The 20,348-nt window shown below is 36.7% G+C and carries 19 protein-coding genes; 17 read left to right on the forward strand and 2 right to left on the reverse strand.

The features are described 5' to 3' along the window. Nucleotides 1–11: 11 nt before the first annotated feature. The 17 genes from HMPREF9455_RS04090 (at nt 12) to HMPREF9455_RS04170 (ending at nt 18,630) form a co-directional block, all read left to right on the forward strand. Entirely contained in the window at nt 12–326 is a 315-nt protein-coding gene (locus HMPREF9455_RS04090) for a DUF3876 domain-containing protein (RefSeq protein WP_006798338.1), read from the forward strand. Between the two features lie 65 nt (nt 327–391). After that, nucleotides 392–1,012 (forward strand): DUF4141 domain-containing protein, encoded by a 621-nt coding sequence (locus HMPREF9455_RS04095; RefSeq protein WP_006798339.1) that lies wholly within the window; start codon nt 392–394, stop codon nt 1,010–1,012. 2 nt (nt 1,013–1,014) lie between these two features. Next, complete coding sequence (gene traJ / locus HMPREF9455_RS04100) at nt 1,015–2,016, forward strand: conjugative transposon protein TraJ (RefSeq protein ID WP_006798340.1); 1,002 nt, start codon at nt 1,015–1,017, stop codon at nt 2,014–2,016. Nucleotides 2,017–2,061: 45 nt separating this feature from the next. Continuing rightward, a complete protein-coding gene (gene traK, locus HMPREF9455_RS04105) occupies nt 2,062–2,685 on the forward strand; it encodes a conjugative transposon protein TraK (protein ID WP_006798341.1) in 624 nt (207 codons plus the stop codon). Between the two features lie 8 nt (nt 2,686–2,693). Further along, complete coding sequence (locus tag HMPREF9455_RS04110; protein ID WP_044215458.1) at nt 2,694–2,984, forward strand: TraL conjugative transposon family protein; 291 nt, start codon at nt 2,694–2,696, stop codon at nt 2,982–2,984. Then, the gene (gene traM / locus HMPREF9455_RS04115) at nt 2,965–4,323 is read left to right on the forward strand and encodes a conjugative transposon protein TraM (RefSeq protein WP_006798343.1); all 1,359 of its coding nucleotides are present in this window, start codon (nt 2,965–2,967) and stop codon (nt 4,321–4,323) included. The genes HMPREF9455_RS04110 and traM overlap by 20 nt, the downstream gene beginning before the upstream one ends. Nucleotides 4,324–4,448: 125 nt before the next feature. Beyond that, nucleotides 4,449–5,399: a conjugative transposon protein TraN gene (gene traN, locus HMPREF9455_RS04120; RefSeq protein ID WP_006798344.1), complete on the forward strand. Its 951-nt coding sequence runs from the start codon at nt 4,449–4,451 to the stop codon at nt 5,397–5,399. A gap of 1 nt (nt 5,400) precedes the next feature. Continuing rightward, complete coding sequence (locus tag HMPREF9455_RS04125; RefSeq protein ID WP_006798345.1) at nt 5,401–5,985, forward strand: conjugal transfer protein TraO; 585 nt, start codon at nt 5,401–5,403, stop codon at nt 5,983–5,985. Between the two features lie 40 nt (nt 5,986–6,025). Next, entirely contained in the window at nt 6,026–6,484 is a 459-nt protein-coding gene (locus HMPREF9455_RS04130; protein ID WP_006798346.1) for a DUF3872 domain-containing protein, read from the forward strand. A 170-nt stretch (nt 6,485–6,654) separates the two neighbouring features. Further along, nucleotides 6,655–7,263, forward strand: coding sequence for a M23 family metallopeptidase (locus HMPREF9455_RS04135; protein WP_006798347.1), 609 nt, complete (start codon nt 6,655–6,657; stop codon nt 7,261–7,263). A gap of 64 nt (nt 7,264–7,327) precedes the next feature. Continuing rightward, the gene (locus HMPREF9455_RS04140; RefSeq protein WP_006798348.1) at nt 7,328–9,457 is read left to right on the forward strand and encodes an AAA family ATPase; all 2,130 of its coding nucleotides are present in this window, start codon (nt 7,328–7,330) and stop codon (nt 9,455–9,457) included. A gap of 149 nt (nt 9,458–9,606) precedes the next feature. Next, nucleotides 9,607–11,994 (forward strand): EcoAI/FtnUII family type I restriction enzme subunit R, encoded by a 2,388-nt coding sequence (gene hsdR / locus HMPREF9455_RS04145; protein WP_044215553.1) that lies wholly within the window; start codon nt 9,607–9,609, stop codon nt 11,992–11,994. 4 nt (nt 11,995–11,998) lie between these two features. Further along, nucleotides 11,999–13,435 (forward strand): class I SAM-dependent DNA methyltransferase, encoded by a 1,437-nt coding sequence (locus HMPREF9455_RS04150; protein ID WP_006798350.1) that lies wholly within the window; start codon nt 11,999–12,001, stop codon nt 13,433–13,435. Then, entirely contained in the window at nt 13,435–15,408 is a 1,974-nt protein-coding gene (locus tag HMPREF9455_RS04155) for a restriction endonuclease subunit S (protein WP_006798351.1), read from the forward strand. The genes HMPREF9455_RS04150 and HMPREF9455_RS04155 overlap by 1 nt, the downstream gene beginning before the upstream one ends. Nucleotides 15,409–15,421: 13 nt before the next feature. Beyond that, the gene (locus tag HMPREF9455_RS04160; RefSeq protein WP_006798352.1) at nt 15,422–16,666 is read left to right on the forward strand and encodes a hypothetical protein; all 1,245 of its coding nucleotides are present in this window, start codon (nt 15,422–15,424) and stop codon (nt 16,664–16,666) included. A 166-nt stretch (nt 16,667–16,832) separates the two neighbouring features. Beyond that, nucleotides 16,833–17,921 carry a putative phage abortive infection protein gene (locus tag HMPREF9455_RS04165; protein ID WP_006798353.1) on the forward strand — a complete coding sequence of 363 codons (1,089 nt, stop codon included), beginning with the start codon at nt 16,833–16,835 and terminating at the stop codon, nt 17,919–17,921. Nucleotides 17,922–17,955: 34 nt separating this feature from the next. Next, the gene (locus tag HMPREF9455_RS04170) at nt 17,956–18,630 is read left to right on the forward strand and encodes a hypothetical protein (RefSeq protein ID WP_006798354.1); all 675 of its coding nucleotides are present in this window, start codon (nt 17,956–17,958) and stop codon (nt 18,628–18,630) included. A 269-nt stretch (nt 18,631–18,899) separates the two neighbouring features. Here the strand turns inward: HMPREF9455_RS04170 and HMPREF9455_RS04180 are convergent, their stop codons facing one another. Both HMPREF9455_RS04180 and HMPREF9455_RS04185 read right to left on the reverse strand, forming a co-directional pair. Beyond that, nucleotides 18,900–19,085, reverse strand: a complete 186-nt coding sequence (locus tag HMPREF9455_RS04180; protein WP_006798356.1) for a hypothetical protein — start codon at nt 19,083–19,085, stop codon at nt 18,900–18,902. Continuing rightward, the gene (locus HMPREF9455_RS04185; RefSeq protein WP_006798357.1) at nt 19,082–20,326 is read right to left on the reverse strand and encodes a PcfJ domain-containing protein; all 1,245 of its coding nucleotides are present in this window, start codon (nt 20,324–20,326) and stop codon (nt 19,082–19,084) included. Before HMPREF9455_RS04185 ends, HMPREF9455_RS04180 begins: the two co-directional genes overlap by 4 nt. Nucleotides 20,327–20,348 lie beyond the last annotated feature (22 nt).

Consider the following 20,348-nt stretch of genomic DNA (forward strand, 5'->3'; position numbering starts at 1 on the left):
AACGAAAAGCTATGTTCAGTAAATGTAATATAACCGATTCTTGTTCCACTTCTACAGACTTTTCTATGCGGGAGATTACGGGGCGTTGGGTAAGTAGAGAGGGTGCACCTGCGATAAGAATATATCGCAACATCTCCCGAAAGAAGGGAGGCATCCGCCTCTGCCTTACTTACAACAACCCGCTGGTGGTCTGCGATTGTACGGTCTACAACGTATTCGGTCTGCATTATATTGAGCTGTACGAGCGTATCGAGATTACTTACAATCGGGAGCAAGAGGTCTTGCACCTTTCCGCTTTCGGAGAATATGTCCGTCAGGAGGATTAGTCCTTTCAAGGGCTACCTCCGGCTTCGGACGGTAAACGGGTAATAACAATTAAAAAATAACGAATATGAAGAAAATACTTTTCTGCCTTATGGCATTCATGACGCTGTGTACCTATCAGGTAAAAGCACAATGGACGGTGATTGACCCCTCCAATCTGGCACAAAACATACTGACTGTTTCCAAAACAGCTACAACTGCCAGCAATGTGATAAACTCCTTTAAAGAGATGCAAAAAATCTACGATCAAGGAAAGCAGTATTACGATAAATTAGAATCGGTACATAGTTTGATTAAAGATGCCCGCAAAGTGAAAGAAACGGTAGAATTGGTCAGCGAAATATCGCAGATCTATTCTACCAACTTCAACAAGATGCTATCCGATAGGAATTTTAGTGTTAATGAGTTGGAAGCTATATCGAACGGATATGCCAAGCTATTGAACGAAAGTGGCAACCTGCTCGCGGATATAAAGAATGTCGTTTCCCTTTCCAATGGACTCTCTATGACCGATGCCGAGCGTATGTCGATCATAGATGATATACACGCCAAGATGCTTGAACATCGCAACCTTGTCCGCTACTTCTCCAAGAAAAGCATTTCGGTGTCTTTTATCCGCAGTCAGGAAAAAGGAGATATGGAGCGAGTTAAAAGTTTGTATGGTAATCCATCCGATAGATATTGGTAATCATGACACTGCTAGCAATAGATTTTGATAACCTGCATCAGCTTCTGAGGAATCTGCATCAGGATATGATGCCCCTTTGTGGTGATATGGTCGGTGTTGCTAAAGGAATAGCCGGACTCGGTGCACTCTTTTATGTAGCTTCCCGTGTATGGCAAGCCTTGGCACGGGCAGAACCGATAGATGTATATCCACTGCTCAGACCTTTTGTCATCGGACTTTGTATTATGTTCTTTCCAACATTTGTACTCGGTACGATCAACGCTGTTATGTCTCCTGTGGTAAAAGGAACGCATACCATATTGGAAACACAAATGACAGATGTGCATTCTCTGCAAGCCGAGAAAGAACGATTGGAATACGATGCACGGCTGCGTGAAGGAAAAGCATGGCTGGTCGATGACGAGGTGTACGACCAAAAGATGAAAGATCTAGGAATTACGGATGCTGCCGAAATGATCTCCATGTGGGGAGAACGTACCTGGTATGATATGAAAGTGTGGTTTCGTCAACTGATTCGGGATTTCTTTGAACTGCTGTTCAATGCCGCAGCCCTTACCATTGATACCCTGCGAACGTTTTTTCTGGTGGTGTTGTCAATCTTAGGACCTCTGGCATTTGCCCTCTCGGTTTATGACGGTTTCCAATCGACTCTGACCAATTGGATTTCCCGCTACATCTCAGTCTATCTCTGGTTACCTATTGCCGATCTGTTTTCGGCAGTGCTTTCCAAGATTCAGGCACTCATGCTGCAAATGGATATAGATATGTTAAGAGATCCGTCCTATGTGCCGGATGCCAGTAACGGTGTATATATCATTTTTTTCATCATTGGCATTATCGGATATTTTTCTATTCCGAGTGTTGCGGGTTGGGTTATTCAGGCAGGTGGCGGTAGTGCTACCCGTGGAGTAAACACAATGGCGAGCAAAGGGGCTGCGATGGCAGGAGGTGTTGCCGGAGCTGCGTCAGGTAATGTCGCCGGTCGCCTGATGGGTAAGGAATAAGCAGTCACACAGTATTGATTTATTAATTCAAAATAAAACGAACAAATGGAGTTCAAGAGTTTAAAAAATATAGAAACATCCTTCAAACAGATACGCTTGTTCGGTATTGTCTTTGTCTGTATGTGTACTATCATAACGGGTTATTCCGTATGGTCGTCGTACAACTTTGCCGAAGCTCAACGTCAGCGTATTTATGTATTGGACGGTGGCAAGTCCTTGATGCTTGCCCTGTCCCAAGATATGACACAAAACAGACCAGTGGAAGCACGTGAACACGTTAAGCGTTTCCACGAGCTGTTTTTCACTCTCTCACCCGATAAAAAAGCCATCGAAAGCAACGTAAACAGGGCATTGTTCCTTGTCGATAAATCGGCTTTCAAATACTATCAGGACATGGCAGAAAAAGGGTACTACAATCGCATCGTGTCGGGGAATATCAATCAAATTGTACAGGTAGACAGCATTGCCTGTGACTTTGATAGTTACCCTTACAAAGCGGTAACCTATGCCAAACAGATGATTATCCGGGAGAGTAATGTTACCGAACGCAGTCTGGTGACACGCTGCAATCTGATCAACTCGGTACGATCGGACAATAACCCTCACGGTTTCACGATGGAGAAATTCGAGATTGTGGAGAATCGGGATATTCGGATATCGGAAAGGTAGGCAAAGTTATGATACAAAAAATAATGAATTGCATCAATGAATGGTTGGAGGATGGTCTGCGAGGAATACTCGGCAGGCTTACCCCTGACAGACGGATTATCCTTGTGATAACGATGTTCTTCGTTTTTGGTGGTCTTTCCATCTACATGACCTTTTCCTCTATTTACAATTTCGGTAAGAATAAGGCCGAAAAGATGCAGATGGAGCAGATCGAATCGCTGAAACTGCAACTGGAACAACAGCGAGATAGTATTAACAATCTAAACAACAATTACGAATATGGACGAACAAATCAATAACAAAGCGAATCAGGAGGAAGAACCTGTTCCCGAAATCAAGAATGAGGTTAAAAAAGAACCTCCGAAACCACCAAAGCAAGAACTATCAATGGCGGAGAGACAGAAACGAAAGAAGATGTTGATTCTGCCGCTGTTCTTCCTACTCTTCGGTGGTGCGATGTGGTTGATCTTTGGTCCGTCGGATGATGGAAAAGAGCAAGCGGTAGGACTTACAGGTTTCAATGCCGAACTGCCCGTGCCAAAAGACGAGGGCATTGTGGGAGACAAACGGGATGCCTATGAGCGGGAAGCCATGCGACAAAAGGAGCAGGAGAAAATGAAATCTTTGCAGGATTTTTCCTCCATGTTCAACGATACAGAGCAAAGTAATTATGAACAAAAGGACAACGCTTACAATAGTTCGCTAGAAGCAGAACAGCCCCGAAGTTCAACTCCCCGAACGATACAGTCCTCGGCAACTGCTTATCAGGACATCAACAAACAATTGGGTGACTGGTATGAAAAGCCTGCCGAAACAAGCAGACAATCACAGTCTGACATGGAACAGCGGATACAGGAATTGGAACGAAAACAGGAAGAAGCCCAAGCTAAAAAGGCGGAAGAGGACGAACAGACAGCCTTGCTTGAAAAATCGTACCAGATGGCAGCACGCTATATGCCTGCACAGCAGAAAGAACAACCAGCAGAAGAAACGAGTGTGACACCTACAGGAGATAAGATCAAAGTACAACCCGTTAAACAAGTACATCAGAATGTCGTATCTCTACTATCTGCTCCAATGTCCAACGATGAATTTATCGCCTCGTACAGCAAACCCCGAAATACAGGATTTTTGACTGCCGCAGGTAATGAAGAAATAAAGGATAAAAACAGCATCCGTGCTTGTGTAAACCAAACCGTGACCCTAACCAATGGTAAAGAGGTACAACTCCGTCTTTTAGAACCAATGAGGGCTGGCAAGATCTTGATACCTGCCAATACTTTGGTAACGGGAGCTTGCCGTATCGGGGGCGAACGTCTGGAGGTAACGATCAATTCCATTCAGTATGCAGGAAACATTATTCCGGTTGAACTGCAAGTCTATGATATGGATGGTCAATCTGGAATCTTTGTTCCCAACAATGACGAGGTAAAGGCAGCCAAAGAAGTAGCTTCTACATTGGCATCATCGGCAGGAACAAGTATTATGATTTCAGATAATGCCGGCTCACAATTAGCAGCCGATATGGGTAAGGGTTTGATACAAGGGGCTTCACAGTATATCAGTAAAAAGATGAGTGTAGTAAAAGTTACCCTCAAAGCAAACTACAAGCTCCTGTTACTACCCAAAGAAAATTAATAAAACCACTAAAAAATCACCGTTTCAAACAGCGAGAGCAGAAGCAAACTTTATTTTGATTATGCCGAGTCGTGAGAAACGGGCAATCCAAAAATTGAATGTTTAACGAATTTAAAATCAAAAGTATGAAACGATTCTTTTTAATATTAACACTTGCTGTAAGTGTATTTACAGCCCATGCACAAGAAGTATCCCAAGATACCATTGTGGTACAGACCAAGCCGACAACGGGTGACTATTACGAGAGTTTTACCCGTCCGCTGACCTTTGATAGAATGATACCACCCTATGCGTTGGAGGTTACTTTCAATAAAACGGTACACGTAATATTCCCATCAGCTATACGCTACGTTGATTTAGGTTCGACAGATCTTCTCGCTGCGAAAGCCGATGGTACGGACAATGTATTGAGAGTAAAGGCTGCTTTGCGGGACTTCAGTCGGGAGAGCAACTTGTCTGTCATTACCGAAGATGGTGCATATTATAGTTTCAATGTAAAATATGCGGATGAACCTGTAAAACTGTCTGTTGAAATGACTGACTTCCTGCACGATGGTGAAGCGGTGAATCGGCCTAACAATGCTTTGGCGGTCTATATGCAGGAATTGGGGCAAGAATCCCCTTTGCTCGTCAAATTGATTATGCAGTCCATACATAAGAACAATGACCGGGAAATAAAACACATCGGCTCAAAACGTTTTGGAATACAACACACGCTGAAAGGTATTTATACCCATAACGGACTGCTATATTTTCATCTGCAACTAAAGAACTCATCCAACGTACCGTTCAATGTGGACTTTATCACATTTAAGATTGTGGATAAAAAAGTAGCCAAACGTACCGCTATTCAGGAGCAGGTAATTTGGCCGCTTCGTGCCTACAATAATTTGATGCTGATAGGTGGACAGCAGACAGAACGCATGATTTTCACTTTGGCGAAGTTTACGATTCCCGATGACAAAATGTTGGTGGTGGAATTGAACGAACAAGAAGGTGGACGCCATCAACGGTTTACATTGGATAATGCCGATTTGGTTCGGGCAAAAGTTATTAACGAACTAAAAGTGAAATAAAATGAAACGGTTATATCTTATAGTAACGATTGTGTTGTACCTGGTCTTTACAGACCAAGCATACGCACAACGCTCACTGCCGGGTATGCGAGGCATACAACTCACGGGTGGTACGGTAGATGGCATTTATTCATCCAAGAACGATAATGAAGCGGGATATTATTTCGGTGTAGCAATGGCGACCTATGCCAAGAACGGAAACAAATGGGTATTCGGTGCAGAATATCTGGAACGCTACTACCCTTATCGGGAAACACAATTACCAATAGCTCAATTCACGGCTGAAGGAGGTTATTACTACAATTTTCTGACTGATCCGTCCAAGACTGTTTTCCTTTCTTTGGGTGGTTCTGCCCTTGCAGGTTATGAAACATCAAATTGGGGCGAAAAGACCTTATACGATGGCTCTACACTTCAACATAAAGATGCTTTTATCTATGGCGGGGCTATCACACTGGAGATTGAAACGTACCTGACAGATCGTGTTGTGCTACTTGTTACGGGGCGAGAACGCATCCTCTGGGGCAATTCTACGGGACATTTTCACGGACAATTCGGTGTAGGAATCAAATTTATAATCAACTAAGAGGCACAGCCTCTTTTGTTTAACAAAATATACAAATACAATGATGAAAAAAATAAAGACTTTTTTCGGGATAACAGCGTGGCTGGCAGCGATAATGCTGCTGGCCTCAGCCTGTAGTAACGATATGGATATTAATAAGGTTTACGCATTTGATCTGGTTTGTATGCCAGTTCAGAAAAAAATCGTTCAGGGAGAGGTGGCGGAGATCCGTGCACAGATTGTAAAGGAAGGGAACTTTCAAGATACAAAATTCTACATTCGTTATTTTCAAGTAGATGGTAAAGGGCAATTACAACTCGATAACGGAACTGTGCTTTTACCCAACGATTTATATCTTTTGGAAAAAGAAACGTTTCGGATGTATTACACATCTCATAGTAATGATCAGCAAGTGGTAGATGTGTATATTGAAGATAGCCACGGACAGGTCGTGCAAAAGACATTTTCTTTCCAAAATGACCGGGATGACGAGGAAGATTTACCAACTGAAGCGGAATAGCCATGATGACAATGATGGTAATCTCATACATAGTTACTTGGGTAAATATGATTTATGCTTATGTAACTGCTCCTACAGACATTGAGCTATGGGGTGAAGAAATTGAATAGTGAACAATCAGATAAACGCTCGAAGATTCTTTGGGCGTTTGTCCTATATAAAACTTGACAATGAAATATATAATAATCCTATTGATAGCTTTACTCCATCTGCCTGCATGGGGACAACAAAGCAATTTTTCAAACAGAAAATCACAAATAGAACAATGTATGAAGCCGATTTATTCCATTACAGAATTTCAGCAAATAGCGGATCCTTTACAACTGACCATTGACGAATTATCAGACTATCCCGTAATATCTCCAATAAAGAAGTCTGGGCGTATCTCATCAGGTTTCGGAATGCGAAAACACCCATGTTACAAAAGACGACGTTTCCATACAGGAATTGATATTCCACAGATAAAAGGAACTCCCGTCTATGCCACAGGTAATGGAATAGTGACAGCCATAGGTTATAATTCGGGGTATGGCTATTTTATAGAGATTCAACACGCTGGTGGGTTTCGTTCATTCTATGCACATTTAAGTCGGATATTCGTAAATGTAGGGGATAAAGTATATATTACTCAACAGATCGCCTGTGTGGGTAGTACAGGGGTAACAACAGGTAGCCATTTGCATTACGAAGTGAGGAAAGGGAGACGTTATTTGAATCCAATAGGTTGGTGTTATTGCCTGCTTGAAACAACAAGGTCTTTCTTGTTAAATAACAGATAGATAATACTGAATTTGTGTTAATATTTTCATAACTTTGTTCTATTCTTTATTATCTCTAATTTATATGAAAACAAAACTTGATAGATTTAAGGTCTATAACTTTCGTTCAATAGAAGAAAGTGATTGGATAGAGGTTGCTGACAACTCTTGTTTAGTAGGTACAAATGAAGCAGGAAAAACGAACCTTCTTATTGCTTTATGGAAGTTAAATCCGGCGAATAATGAACCGATTGTACCATTAGACGATTTTCCAAGACATTTATATAGTAACTATAAAGCGGATAAGCATAGTGAAGATGTTTTTATTGCGGCTGATTTTATTTTAGATGATACTTTTCAAACAGAAATATCTGAAGAGTTGAAGTGTGATAAAGAGCAAGTAAAGAGAGTGTTGGTGAAAAGGAAGTATGATGGTGCTTATTATATTTCATTTCCATACTCAAAAGTAGATTCATACCCAATAGAGAGTTTAAACATAACGATTCACAACTTTGAAACAAATCTTTACAAAGATGATGTTTTTATTAAAGAAGATGTAGGATTACAACAAACAATAAAAGATTTCATAGGTCAACTTACTTCACTAATCACCGAAACCTGCTTTTCAAAAGCGGAAGCTGAGGCTATAATTGGTAATATAAAGAATTTCGGTGAAAAAAGTTTTGGAAAGAAAAAAAATCTACCAGATTTTTTTAATCTACATCTTATCGCACCAATTCAAAAAATGCTTGATGCTTTTAATGGTAAACCTATTGAAACAACAAAAGAAGTAAGACAAAAAATATTAAAGAAGATTCCTAAGTTTGTTTATTATTCTGACTATGGTAATCTTGATAGTGAGATATATTTACCTCGAGTTATTGAAGATTTTAAAAGAGAAGATTTAGGTGAAGCTGCACGGGCAAAAGTAAGAACTCTTGATGTTTTATTTAAGTATGTGAAATTATCACCTGAAGAAATTTATGAATTAGGTAACGATCGAAAGGTTATTATTAAGAAACTTGACTATAATAATAGAGAGGTTAGTTCTGTTGAACAAGATCTAAATGAAGAAGAGGTTAAGGAATGGTCGGATAAAAAGCGAGAAAGGAGTATCTTGCTTGATTCTGCCGCATCACAATTAACAATTAATTTCAAGAAATGGTGGCTACAAGGAAATTATATCTTCAAATTTGTGGCTGATGGGCATCACTTCAGAATAAATGTTTCTGATACTTTACGCCCTGAACCAATAGAACTGGAGGGTAGAAGTCGTGGTTTGCAATGGTTCTTCAGTTTCTTCCTTGTGTTTTTAGTCGAAACAAAAGAAGGACATTCAAACACGATATTACTCTTAGATGAACCTGGATTATCTCTGCATCCTCTCGCTCAATATGATTTAGCGAAGTTTTTCAGAAAGTTGTCAGAAGATAATCAATTAATTTATACTTCCCATTCGCCATTTTTGGTTGACATGGATAATTTAGCTAATGTTAAGGCTGTATATGTTGATTCAGAAACAGGGAGAACAAAAGTCTCTTCAAACTTAAGGTATAATGCAAAGGATGCAGAGAAGTCTATATATCCAGTTCATGCCGCCTTAGGACTTACTGTTTCGGATACCTTAATGTTAGGCTGCTTGCCTATTCTTGTGGAAGGTCCAAGTGATCAGATATATCTAAATCTGATTAAAAGATATTTGATCAGTACAGGGGATTTGAAAAATTCAAAAGAAATTGTTTTTATTCCAGCTGGAGGAGTAAAGGGAATGGCTCCACTCACAAAGATTCTTTCATCAAGAGAGGATTCTTTACCGTATGTTCTTCTTGATTCGGATAAAGCAGGTAGAGATTATCAAAAGCAACTTAAAATAGGTCGCTATAAAGATGAACAGGATAAAGTCTTAGAGGTCTCATCCTTCTTATCGGAAGGTGATTATGAAATTGAAGATTTAATACCTGCATCAGTTATTATACCAATTATTGATAGACAATATAGGTGCGATCAATATTTTGAGGATTTTTATCAAAAAGGATCTCCGATTGTTAATCAAATAGAGGCTTGGGCAAAGAAGTATAATATATCATTAAACGAGGGCTGGAAAGTTGAGATTGCACGAGCGATTCAAAATCGTTTCGATAAAATAATGGAATCTCTACCAACAGAATTAAAGGATAAGTGGATAAATCTCTTTGAAACAATTACAAGAGAATAATTGTCAATGATGTAAAATAAAAAAAGCAAAAGGATGCTGTTTTTGTATACGGTATAAATATTATTAGAAAGACTTGATTAAATATTTGTCAAGTCTTTTTTCTGAGTATTTTTGCATATACTTAGGAATAATTTAGTCCAATGTATACTATGAATAAAAAAGACTTGTCTGAAGCTGATATAAAAGCAAAATACATAACTCCGGCAATATTAAAAGCTGGCTGGGATGAGTATACTCAATTGGGACGTGAGATATATTTTACAGATGGACGCATTTATGTAAAAGGAAAAGTAGCAGCAAGAGGGAAACGAAAATTTGCAGATTATATCCTATTTTACAAGCCTAATGTGCCTATAGCAATTATTGAAGCAAAAGACAATAACCATACAACAAAAGCAGGAATTCAGCAGGCTTTAGATTATTCTAATATTTTGGATATACCTTTTGTCTTCAGCAGTAATGGTGATGGATATTACTTTCATGATAAAACAGCTACAAATGGACAAATAGAAACAGAATTATCCATAGATCAATTCCCAAGTCCTGAAACACTTTGGAGAAAATATAAGCAATACAAAGGAATTGGAACAGAAGATGTCGAAAAAGTTATTTCAGCGGATTACTATCAAGATACTTCGGGCAGATCTCCTCGCTATTATCAACAAATAGCTGTAAATAGGACAATAGAAGCTGTAGCTAAGAAGCAACCAAGAATTTTACTTGTAATGGCAACTGGTACAGGTAAAACTTATACTGCATTTCAAATTATTTATAGACTCTGGAAAAGTGGTTCGAAAAAGAGAATCTTATTTCTAGCAGACAGAACAGCCCTAATAGATCAGACAGCACGGGGTGATTTCAGGCATTTTAAAGATGCTATGACCATCATAAAAAACAAAAATATTGACACAGCCTATAATGTATATTTAGCATTGTATCAGGGTTTATCCGATAATAAGTCCGAAGATGCGTATAAGCAATTCAGTCCAAGTTTTTTTGATTTAGTTGTAGTTGATGAGTGTCATAGAGGCAGTGCAAAAGAAGAAAGTAAGTGGAGAGAAATTTTAGATTATTTTAAAACAGCCACCCATATAGGTATGACAGCCACTCCAAAGGAAACTACAGAAGTTTCTAATATACATTATTTTGGAGAACCTGTTTATACATATTCATTAAGGCAAGGTATTGATGATGGGTTTCTGGCCCCCTACAAGGTGGTGAAAATTACACTTGATATTGACGCTGAAGGCTGGAGACCTCCCCTAGGTTTTTTAGATAAAGATGGAAACCCTGTAGAAGACAGAATCTATAACCGTACCGATTTTGATAAAAACATAGTTGTTGAAGAACGACGAGTGTTAGTTGCAAAAAAAATAACAGAGTTTCTAAGAGGCAATGATCAATTTGCTAAAACAATTGTTTTTTGCATCGACATTGAACATGCAGAGGGTATGCGAACAGCTTTAGTTAATGCTAATACTGATTTGGTTGCGTTGAATAGCAAATATGTAATGCAGATAACAGGCGACAACGAAGAAGGGAAAAGAGAATTAGATAATTTTATAAATCCGATGGAGCGTTATCCTGTAATAGCAACTACATCAAAGCTAATGACTACTGGTGTTGATGCTCAAACATGTAAACTTATTGTTTTGGATAGTAATATTGGTTCCATGACTGAATTTAAACAAATAATAGGTAGAGGAACTCGTATAAATGAAGAGTATGGTAAGACATACTTTACTATAATGGATTTTAGAAATGTGACCAATCTTTTTGCTGATCCCACATTTGATGGAGATCCTGTAATGATTAAAAGTGTTTCGGAAGATGATGATATCTCAGGAACAGACGATGAAATAACAGATGAACCGATTGTTGATATTATCGACGGTGAACCGGTTGATTTCCCAGAAGGAAAGCAATCGAAAGTTGAAGGAGGTGGAGATATAATTACCGCTCCAAACCTAAGGGAAAAAGTAAGAGTGGATGGAGTAAGAGTAGCCATAATCAATGAGAGAGTGCAGTATCTTGGCTCTGATGGAAGAATAATCACAGAAAGTATAAAAGATTATACAAAAAAGAACGTAAAAGGAAAATATACTTCTTTGGAAACATTCTCACAATTTTGGAATGATGCAGATAAGAAAAAAATAATTGTAGATGGTTTGGAAGAACAGGGCGTATTCTTTGATATTCTGAGAGAAGAAGTAGGTAAAGACTATGATCCATTTGACCTTATATGTCATGTTGCATTCGATGCAAAACCTTTGACTCGAAAAGAGAGGGCTAATAATGTGAAAAAACGAAACTATTTTTCGAAATATGGAGCACAAGTACAGCTTGTGTTAAAAACCCTTTTAGATAAATATGCTGATGATGGATTACTTACTATTGAAAGCTTAGATGTATTAAAACTGTCACCACTAAACACATTAGGCTCTCCTATAGAAATTATAAATATTTTTGGGAGTAAAGAAAAATATCTTGAAGCATTAAAAGAATTACAAAACGAATTGTATAAAAAAGTAGCATAAGAGAATGGCAAATGTTGGAGCTGTTATTAGCAGCATAAGAAATATAATGCGTCAGGACAGGGGTATATCCGGCGATGCTCAGCGATTAGAGCAATTAGGTTGGATGTTATTTCTGAAAATAATTGATGATAAAGATAAAGAATTAGAGATACTTAAAGATGATTATATTTCAGTTATCCCTGAGAAATTTCAATGGCGAAACTGGGCTGCAAACTCAGAAGGGATAACTGGTGAAGAATTATTGGGTTTTATTGATAGTACATCTCATCATGATTTAGGTTTATTTGCAACACTTCGCTGTTTGTCAAGCAAAACAAATCCGAAGAGAGCCGCAATTGTAAAAGAGGTGTTTGATGGCTCAAACAACTACATGAAAAGTGGCTTTGAGATGCGTAAGGTTATTAATAAGCTTAATGAAATAGACTTTAATCGCTCCGATGACAAACATATCTTTGGTGACATATATGAAAGTATTTTGCAAGAATTAAGGGATGCCGGAAACAAGGGTGAGTATTATACGCCAAGAGCGATAACTCAACTTATGACCCAAATGACCGACCCTAAGTTGGGTGAAAAAATCCTTGACCCAGCTGCCGGAACAGGCGGTTTCTTAACAGCAGCTATTGAGCATAAAAGGGATCATTATGTAAAAACAGTAGATAATGAAGCTACGTTACAGTCTACGATTACAGGTTGGGAATTGAAACCTGTAGCTTATGTGTTGGGATTAACTAATCTTATACTTCATGGTATAGATATCCCCGATTATCAGTACATAGACAGTCTAAAGAAAGAATATAACAGTATAGACAAGAAAGATCAGGTAGATGTAATCCTTGCCAATCCGCCATTTGGAGCTAGTATTGCTGATGGAGTAGAAACGAACTTTCCTGCCATGTACAGATGTCGTGAAAGTGCCGATTTATTTGTTATTTTAATGCTCCAAATGCTAAAGCCTACAGGTAGAGCAGCCATTGTATTGCCTGATGGATCTATTACAGGAGAAGGAGTGAAATCCAGAATCAGAGAAAAACTTTTGACAGATTGCAATTTGCATACTATTGTTCGTTTACCTCAAAGTACATTTTTCCCTGCTACAGTAAGTACAAACTTATTGTTTTTTGAGAAAGGTGCACCAACCAAAGAGATATGGTATTACGAGCATCGTCTTCCTGAAGGTCAAAAAAGTTATTCCAAAACAAAACCAATAAAATTCGAAGAGTTTAAGCCACTTATTGAATGGTGGAATAACCGAGTGGAAAATGAAGTGGCATGGAAAGTAAAAGTAAAGGATTTGAATAATTGGGATTTAGATATTAAGAATAGCAATACTGTAACAGAGGACATAACTTTAAGTACAACAGATGCTATCCTAAAGCTGAAAGAGTCCATTAATAAATCAAATTCTATCATTGACGAATTGGAAAATCTACTAAAATAATGGCTAAAGAATATTTCATTAAAGATTTTCTAAAAAGGATAAAACGTCCCATTGAATTAAATGGAGATGAGGAATATAAATTAGTTACAATAAAAATGAACCATAATGGGGTCATTTTACGAGAAAGGAAAAAAGGTTGTGACATCAAGTCAAACATGTATATAGTCCATGAAGGAGATTTTATCCTTTCCGGAATAGATGCTAGAAATGGAGCATTTGGGATTATCCCTCCTGGACTTGATGGAGCTATAGTTACAAATGATTTTTGGTATTTTGATTTAGAAGAAGATATTATATCAAAAGAATTATTTCTTGAAATAACTTCAACTGGCTGGTTTGATGAAATCTGTAAAAAAGGAAGTGATGGCACAACTCAAAGAATTCGTTTACAAAAAGATAAATTCTTTAATCAAAAAATATGGCTTCCTGAAAAAGATGAGCAAAAAATAATTCTTGAAAAGATTCGCAGTTTTAAAAGTAAGTTTAAAATACTTTCTAAACAAATTGAATATCAACAAGAATTACTGCAAAAGTTTAAACAAGCTATTCTTCAAGATGCAATACAAGGAAAGTTGACTGCAGATTGGAGAGAGCAAAACCCTGATGTTGAATCAGCAAGTGAGTTATTGAAACGCATAAAAGCAGAAAAAACTAAATTAATCAAAGAAAAGAAGATAAAAAAGGAGAAGCCATTACCCCCAATTAAAGGAGATAAAATCTCATATGCATTACCTGAAGATTGGACGTGGTGTTATCTTGGTGATATTTGCTCAAAAACAGGTTCTGGTAGTACTCCTAGGGGAGGAAAATCTGTTTATACTAGTTCAGGAATTAAATTTATCAGATCTCAAAATGTTTATGATAGTAGTTTGATTTTAGAGGATATAGTTTTCATCTCAGAATCAACCCATAAATCAATGTCTGGCACAAAAGTTATCGCAAATGACTTACTGCTAAATATTACAGGAGGTTCAATAGGTCGTTGCTGTCAAGTTCCAAATGATTTTGATGAAGCAAACATAAATCAACACGTTGCAATTATTAGGGTAATTCAACCTATCCTAAACAGCATTATCCATATGATCATATGTTCACCATATTTTCAAAATAAAATCATAGAAGCTCAAACAGGTGCAGGAAGAGAGGGGTTACCTAAAAACAAAATGGATATAATACCTATTCCTCTACCTCCTTTTATAGAACAACAAATAATTGTTGAAAAAGTAGAATCATTACTGGGAAAATGTAATCAACTTAGTGTTGAAATAGAAAATCAAAGAAAATATAGCCAATACTTACAGAAAGCTTTATTTAATGAGGTTTTTGAATTAAAAGAAAAGAATACCCAAGAAAAAACTACTCTAACAGAAACAAAATCTAAGGCACAAACAATTTCATTAAAGCCGACAAATATAGATTACTATAAACGCAGTGTTTTGGCTGCTGAAATTGTTTGGCAATTACACAAGGAGCCAACATTAGGACACTTAAAGCTCCAAAAACTGATTTTCCTCTGTCAGAAGACGGGCAACATGCAGCTACACACTAACTTCCTTCGTCAAGCAATGGGGCCATATGACAATCAGTTGATGCGTTCCGTCGATAAACAGCTCAAGGATCACAAATGGTTTGAGTATAACTCGGCAGAAAAATTGAAATATCAACTTTTAGAAAAAGCAGGAGAACATCATGCTGATTATCTAAAGTATTTTTCTGAAGAAAGTAGTAATATCCAATTTATTATAGACACTTTTAAGTTAGCAAAATCTAATGTTGTTGAAATAGTTGCAACATTGTACGCCTGCATGGAAAATATATTAGAGGAGAAAAATATCATCTATTCAGAAAGCTTACTGATTCAGCGATTTTATGAATGGTCGGAAGAAAAACAAAAATTCTCAGAAGAAGAAGTTCAATCTGTTTTAAAAAGAATGAAAGAAATTGGAATTGTACCTGATGGATTGAAAAATTAAAATAATTTAGCCTATGCCCCTGCAATTATCTGTCAACTATTATAATGATGAAGAAGCGAAGCTTTTCAAAGAATACGATAATTATACCGTAATTAATCAAATGATTCGGCATAATCTTGTTATTTCAGAAGATGAGTTTAAATCATATATGCTGTTTACAGAATATGCTGATGAAGATGGGTGGAGAACCTATAGAGATTTAGCAGATAGAGTTCAACACCGTTTAGGTGACATAGAAGACTTTTTAGATTTTTCACAAGGTTCAATACAAACTAAGATGTCTTCTACCCGAATGAATGATTCTCGGATGACAGAAAGGATTGGGGTATCATTAGGGCTTAATGTTATAAATAAGTTTCATAGTTTAACCGAAGCCGATTGGGCAATTACTCCCAATGTCTATATTGGAAGCAAAAGAGTAAAAGATTTTGATTATCAAATTCCAATGGCTTCTGATGGATCAAGATTCATACAGGTAGAAAATAAAGGTTCTGTTAATGATAATAACAATAATAAAACCTCTTCAGTTAGTACCCACTATCGTAGTATAAAAGGGAAAAAAGAATCTATTCTTGACAGTGAGAAAGCTCAAGGTATAGCGAGACATCAAAATATCTATTACGGAACAATCGGTGTCTTGGATAATCATAATACAGCAAAGGTTTGGTTGGTCGATCCGGAAGCCTACTATATAAATTGGAATCCGAAAAAATATAAACTAATATCAAGATTAATCTATTATGCGAAGTTATTTAAAGAAATTGGTATTAATATAAATATTCAAAACCAACTATATATTCGAATAGAAGAATTAATACAATCTCAAAACTATATGGATTTCAATAATAAACCATTGAAATCCAATCATGGTCTACGAGTTAGTATGGTACATACAAAGAGCTTTGCTTCAATTAATTATAATGAAGTCCTTGGATCTTTTTTCTTTATTAAAAGAAATGATGGCATTCAAGCATTCATGATAGCTATCCCCAAATCACTCATCAATCTTATTATTTCTCAAGATTTTGAACAGATTCTAAATTATGAATATATTAATGATGAGATGAATGATAAGGTTACGGTTGGACTAAGGGTTAGATTAAGTCAAGTTACAGAAGAAGTTCAAGAATCTGAGCTGCAATTTGTACTAAATAAAAAGGCTAAAAGCTATGATTATCAATCTTATCAGAAAATAGACTACACTAATAGTGGTCGAATTTTTGGAATAATATCTCCTAAATTAGGAACACAGTTCTGAGACTAAAGCTGTTGTTGAAAATAATTGAGTCAGTGACAGAAGTATGGATGACTAGTTTGAAAACACCTGTCATATAGCTTTATCTGATGTTTTTTATGGGCATTTTACAGAAAATAATTTTTAATATGGTAAAGTTATTATATATAAAAATAAAAAGGAGAAACCGATGACTGAAGATGGTGATAATGAGAAAGAATTTAGCATTGGATACACAATTGGAATCGCTTCTATAATTTGTATTATTCTATGGGTTGGGGGTATGTTTCTAACACAGTGGTATGCCAATAGCCATTTTGAGGTTGGTGCCACAGATGGTAATAAATATGCATTGTTCGGAGATAGCTTTGGGGCTGTAAATGCACTTATATCTGCTTTCGCTTTTGCAGGAGTTATTGTTGCTATAGTTATTCAACGAAACGAACTAAGACTTCAAAGAAAAGATCTTGAGTTACAAAGGAACGAGTTTTCAACTCAAAATAAGACATTACAACTACAACGTTTTGAAAACACTTTTTTTAATATGCTAAGTTTGCAACAACAGATTGTAAATGACTTATATTACAAAGAAACGATTAAAGATCATATAATTGAAGATGCACCCGACCCATCACTAGGAAGACTAACAAAGGAAGTCCTTGTTGAAAAAACAATACAGGGGCGTGAATTATTTTTCTTTTCATTTAGAGAAATTGTACATCATATAACAACGAGTGATGGACAAAAAAAAGACGTATCGGGAATGAGAGGGTATTTGTATTTTAAAGGATTAGGAAGTTATGAGAATAGTTATACTCCATCCTATTTTGACCATTATTTTCGACATTTATATACTATCATAAAATTCGTTGACAAGTCTGATTTTTTATCATTTGAAGAAAAATATAAATATACAACAATGGTTCGAGCGACTTTATCTCGTTATGAATTGGTATGGCTATATTACAATGGTCTTTCTTCTGTAGGAAAACAAAAATTTAAAAAACTAATAGAAGAATACTCGCTTTTGAAAAACATACGAGAAGATTTACTAACTCTCAGTAAAGAGAATACGACTATAATCGCTGCCAAAGGTTTTAATCAAAAATGGATATTCGACAAGGGCTATTCTGGAACTGACTATGAGTTTTGGGTTACAAATATTGAAAATGACAATGATAAATACCACGTAAAAGCCTTTTATAACAATAATGATCTTGAAGAAGGTCTGAGAAAAGCCAATGAATGGCAAACATTTTACACCAAAGAATTGATATAAATTATTTGCATCCTATTTACATAAAAATGACAGAATGAATAACGGATTAAAATACATACTAATTGGCGTAATGTTTTTCCTGATAATTTTATCAGTTATTGCGTTGATTGAAATACATGTTTTGAATAGTAAAATTTATAATTTTTCTTTTTCTCCCAAAAGTGTTTCCAATTACCTCAGCACTTACTCTGAATATAAGACTTTGTTTATTTTTACTGTAACTATTATTACTGCGTATTTCGGATTAGAGAGACTAAATGAAGCGACCAACACTAACATATTAAAGATTAAACAAGACCGCTTTCAGGAATGGCAATCATCTATAGAACATAGGCTCATATATGCAGATACAGACAATCATCAAATTAGAAAAGTTTTTGCACATAAAAGATTAAGATTCTTTAATGATTTATACAAGGTGGATTTTACTATTAAAGATATAAACCAATTGACACAATTATTCGGTCATTTTAAAGATATAACATCTTTTATCGAGTCGCAAAATGATACATATGTAAAACAGGGTGGTATATACCCTACCCATAAGTACGCATATTCATATGATGCTTTTCGTTATCTGTTTCTGGGTTGTTTGTCTGAACACTATATTAAAATAGATGAAGACCTTGCAGATTTATTTCTGAATGAATTGCCAAAAGACCGCATGATAAACTCCCAGTTATATGAATCGGTAATATCAAGACGTTAGAGGAGCAAAGCGTCTTATACGGCTTTTTGCTTCTTTTTCTCCGCGCAAAGTTCTGCTAACAGCTCATGGAAAAAGAAGTGGCGGAAATTTCTCTCCGCCGTCAAGTTTTTAATTTTCGTTTCAGTTCTTCAAGTTGTTGAAGCATAAACGTGTGATTCTCTCCAACTGTATGCCCCGAATCCATCAAAAAGGGACTATCTCGACACAATTTACATTGTTTAATAGCTTTGTTTAGGTGGGTTACTTCGATAACCTTCCCTGTTATATCTTTAATTTTCATCGCCTTTTATTTCTGATTTAAACACATACCAACTATCTCTACAACTCTCTCCAAGTAGATTAAATGCTCCTGCCAGATTGCTACTTTGAGCAAATTTGTTAGCTTCCAAAATGGATTTGACCTCTCCCAACTTTTGGAAGCCAACAAATAAGGTATAAATATTATCTTTCATCATGCTACTAATCTATTTTCTATCAGTGATATATTTTGCTCTACAAGTTGAATGATTCGATTGTGGTGCTTGGTGTTCTTATTACACACTCCACGACTCTGAATAACCTTTAATTGAGAAATTGACACCTCTATTGTTTCAATGCGTTTGCCATCAATACAAGCTGAGAGTATCAGCGAATCGGCTTTTGAGTAGTAACCTCCTACGCAATGATGCATCATTTTCCCTTCCAAGATTATCTCCGCTATGCTCTCCAAGACACGAACACTAATAGTACCATCCGAAAACGCAAGTCCAAAAAAATTGCCTTTTTGTTCTCTGAATGAATCTTCTTTTGCGAGTTGCTTTTCTATTTCGGCTTGTGCATCTGCTTTGGCTCTCTTGATCACATATCGGTCATGTTCTGCTTTGAGGTCTTTGGGGCAGACGTATTTTGCATTGTGCAAATCTTTATCAAAGAATCGAAGCATATCTATATAATCGCACCAAAGAATTGCATCTTCAATTTTATATTTGTTTCTGATAGCTATTTTGATGGATTGCCAATAGCTGTCAATATTCTTCCAACTCATATTCATAATACGCTCTAATAGATTGACATAACCTGCTTTAATAAGTGTTTCGGCTCTACTATCGCTCAATAGAGTACGGAATAAGTCTAATGGGTTCTGTCCGTACAATGCTTTTTTATAACCGGTTCTTTTTAGTTCGGGTATAAGTTTCTGACGTGGGTATATTTCGCCCATGCTTCCTATCTTGTCATAGACATTTATGTAAAACTTATTGTTCGTATTCTCGTTTCTTAGTTCCAAAGGAGTATGAAATATCCATGAATCAATACAACATGTTCCCATCGTTTGGCGAAGTTTGGCAAAAGTGCAATGTTTCCCATCGTAAGCAATCCATCGTTGCATCACTTCGGAATAGCTGAGTTTTGTCGATTCTCCTATTTTGACATCATAGCTTAACATGATGGTGCGTATCACTTGATAGCCTTTGTGAGCCGTAATAATATTCATGTAATAACTATCATCGAATGTGCGTTTCTTGGTGGTCTTGACTATCAATTTGGATTGACAATTTGGGCACTCGCATCCCAAAAGGGTATTTGCTAATTCTCCCATCCCTTGCCATGTGTGACCGCACTTGGTACAGGTAACGATTCCTTTTTCGGTTCTGCGTCCAACATATTGGATAACGTGGTCATATCCCCATTGGATTTGCGTTTTGGTAAGTTTAGGCAATGTTTTACTTGCTTCTACTACT

The sequence above is a fragment of the Dysgonomonas gadei ATCC BAA-286 genome (genome assembly GCF_000213555.1).
Taxonomy (GTDB): Bacteria; Bacteroidota; Bacteroidia; order Bacteroidales; family Dysgonomonadaceae; genus Dysgonomonas; species Dysgonomonas gadei.

What these genes read in the sequence shown, in the direction of transcription:
- traM (WP_006798343.1), top strand. Translation starts at nt 2,965, where the DNA reads ATGGACGAACAAATCAATAACAAAGCGAATCAGGAGGAAGAACCTGTT.
- traJ (WP_006798340.1), top strand. Translation starts at nt 1,015, where the DNA reads ATGACACTGCTAGCAATAGATTTTGATAACCTGCATCAGCTTCTGAGG.
- hsdR (WP_044215553.1), top strand. Translation starts at nt 9,607, where the DNA reads ATGAATAAAAAAGACTTGTCTGAAGCTGATATAAAAGCAAAATACATA.
- HMPREF9455_RS04095 (WP_006798339.1), top strand. Translation starts at nt 392, where the DNA reads ATGAAGAAAATACTTTTCTGCCTTATGGCATTCATGACGCTGTGTACC.
- traK (WP_006798341.1), top strand. Translation starts at nt 2,062, where the DNA reads ATGGAGTTCAAGAGTTTAAAAAATATAGAAACATCCTTCAAACAGATA.
- HMPREF9455_RS04140 (WP_006798348.1), top strand. Translation starts at nt 7,328, where the DNA reads ATGAAAACAAAACTTGATAGATTTAAGGTCTATAACTTTCGTTCAATA.
- HMPREF9455_RS04135 (WP_006798347.1), top strand. Translation starts at nt 6,655, where the DNA reads ATGAAATATATAATAATCCTATTGATAGCTTTACTCCATCTGCCTGCA.
- HMPREF9455_RS04110 (WP_044215458.1), top strand. Translation starts at nt 2,694, where the DNA reads ATGATACAAAAAATAATGAATTGCATCAATGAATGGTTGGAGGATGGT.
- HMPREF9455_RS04150 (WP_006798350.1), top strand. Translation starts at nt 11,999, where the DNA reads ATGGCAAATGTTGGAGCTGTTATTAGCAGCATAAGAAATATAATGCGT.
- HMPREF9455_RS04165 (WP_006798353.1), top strand. Translation starts at nt 16,833, where the DNA reads ATGACTGAAGATGGTGATAATGAGAAAGAATTTAGCATTGGATACACA.
- traN (WP_006798344.1), top strand. Translation starts at nt 4,449, where the DNA reads ATGAAACGATTCTTTTTAATATTAACACTTGCTGTAAGTGTATTTACA.
- HMPREF9455_RS04180 (WP_006798356.1), bottom strand. Translation starts at nt 19,085, where the DNA reads ATGATGAAAGATAATATTTATACCTTATTTGTTGGCTTCCAAAAGTTG.
- HMPREF9455_RS04170 (WP_006798354.1), top strand. Translation starts at nt 17,956, where the DNA reads ATGAATAACGGATTAAAATACATACTAATTGGCGTAATGTTTTTCCTG.
- HMPREF9455_RS04160 (WP_006798352.1), top strand. Translation starts at nt 15,422, where the DNA reads ATGCCCCTGCAATTATCTGTCAACTATTATAATGATGAAGAAGCGAAG.
- HMPREF9455_RS04090 (WP_006798338.1), top strand. Translation starts at nt 12, where the DNA reads ATGTTCAGTAAATGTAATATAACCGATTCTTGTTCCACTTCTACAGAC.
- HMPREF9455_RS04155 (WP_006798351.1), top strand. Translation starts at nt 13,435, where the DNA reads ATGGCTAAAGAATATTTCATTAAAGATTTTCTAAAAAGGATAAAACGT.
- HMPREF9455_RS04130 (WP_006798346.1), top strand. Translation starts at nt 6,026, where the DNA reads ATGATGAAAAAAATAAAGACTTTTTTCGGGATAACAGCGTGGCTGGCA.
- HMPREF9455_RS04125 (WP_006798345.1), top strand. Translation starts at nt 5,401, where the DNA reads ATGAAACGGTTATATCTTATAGTAACGATTGTGTTGTACCTGGTCTTT.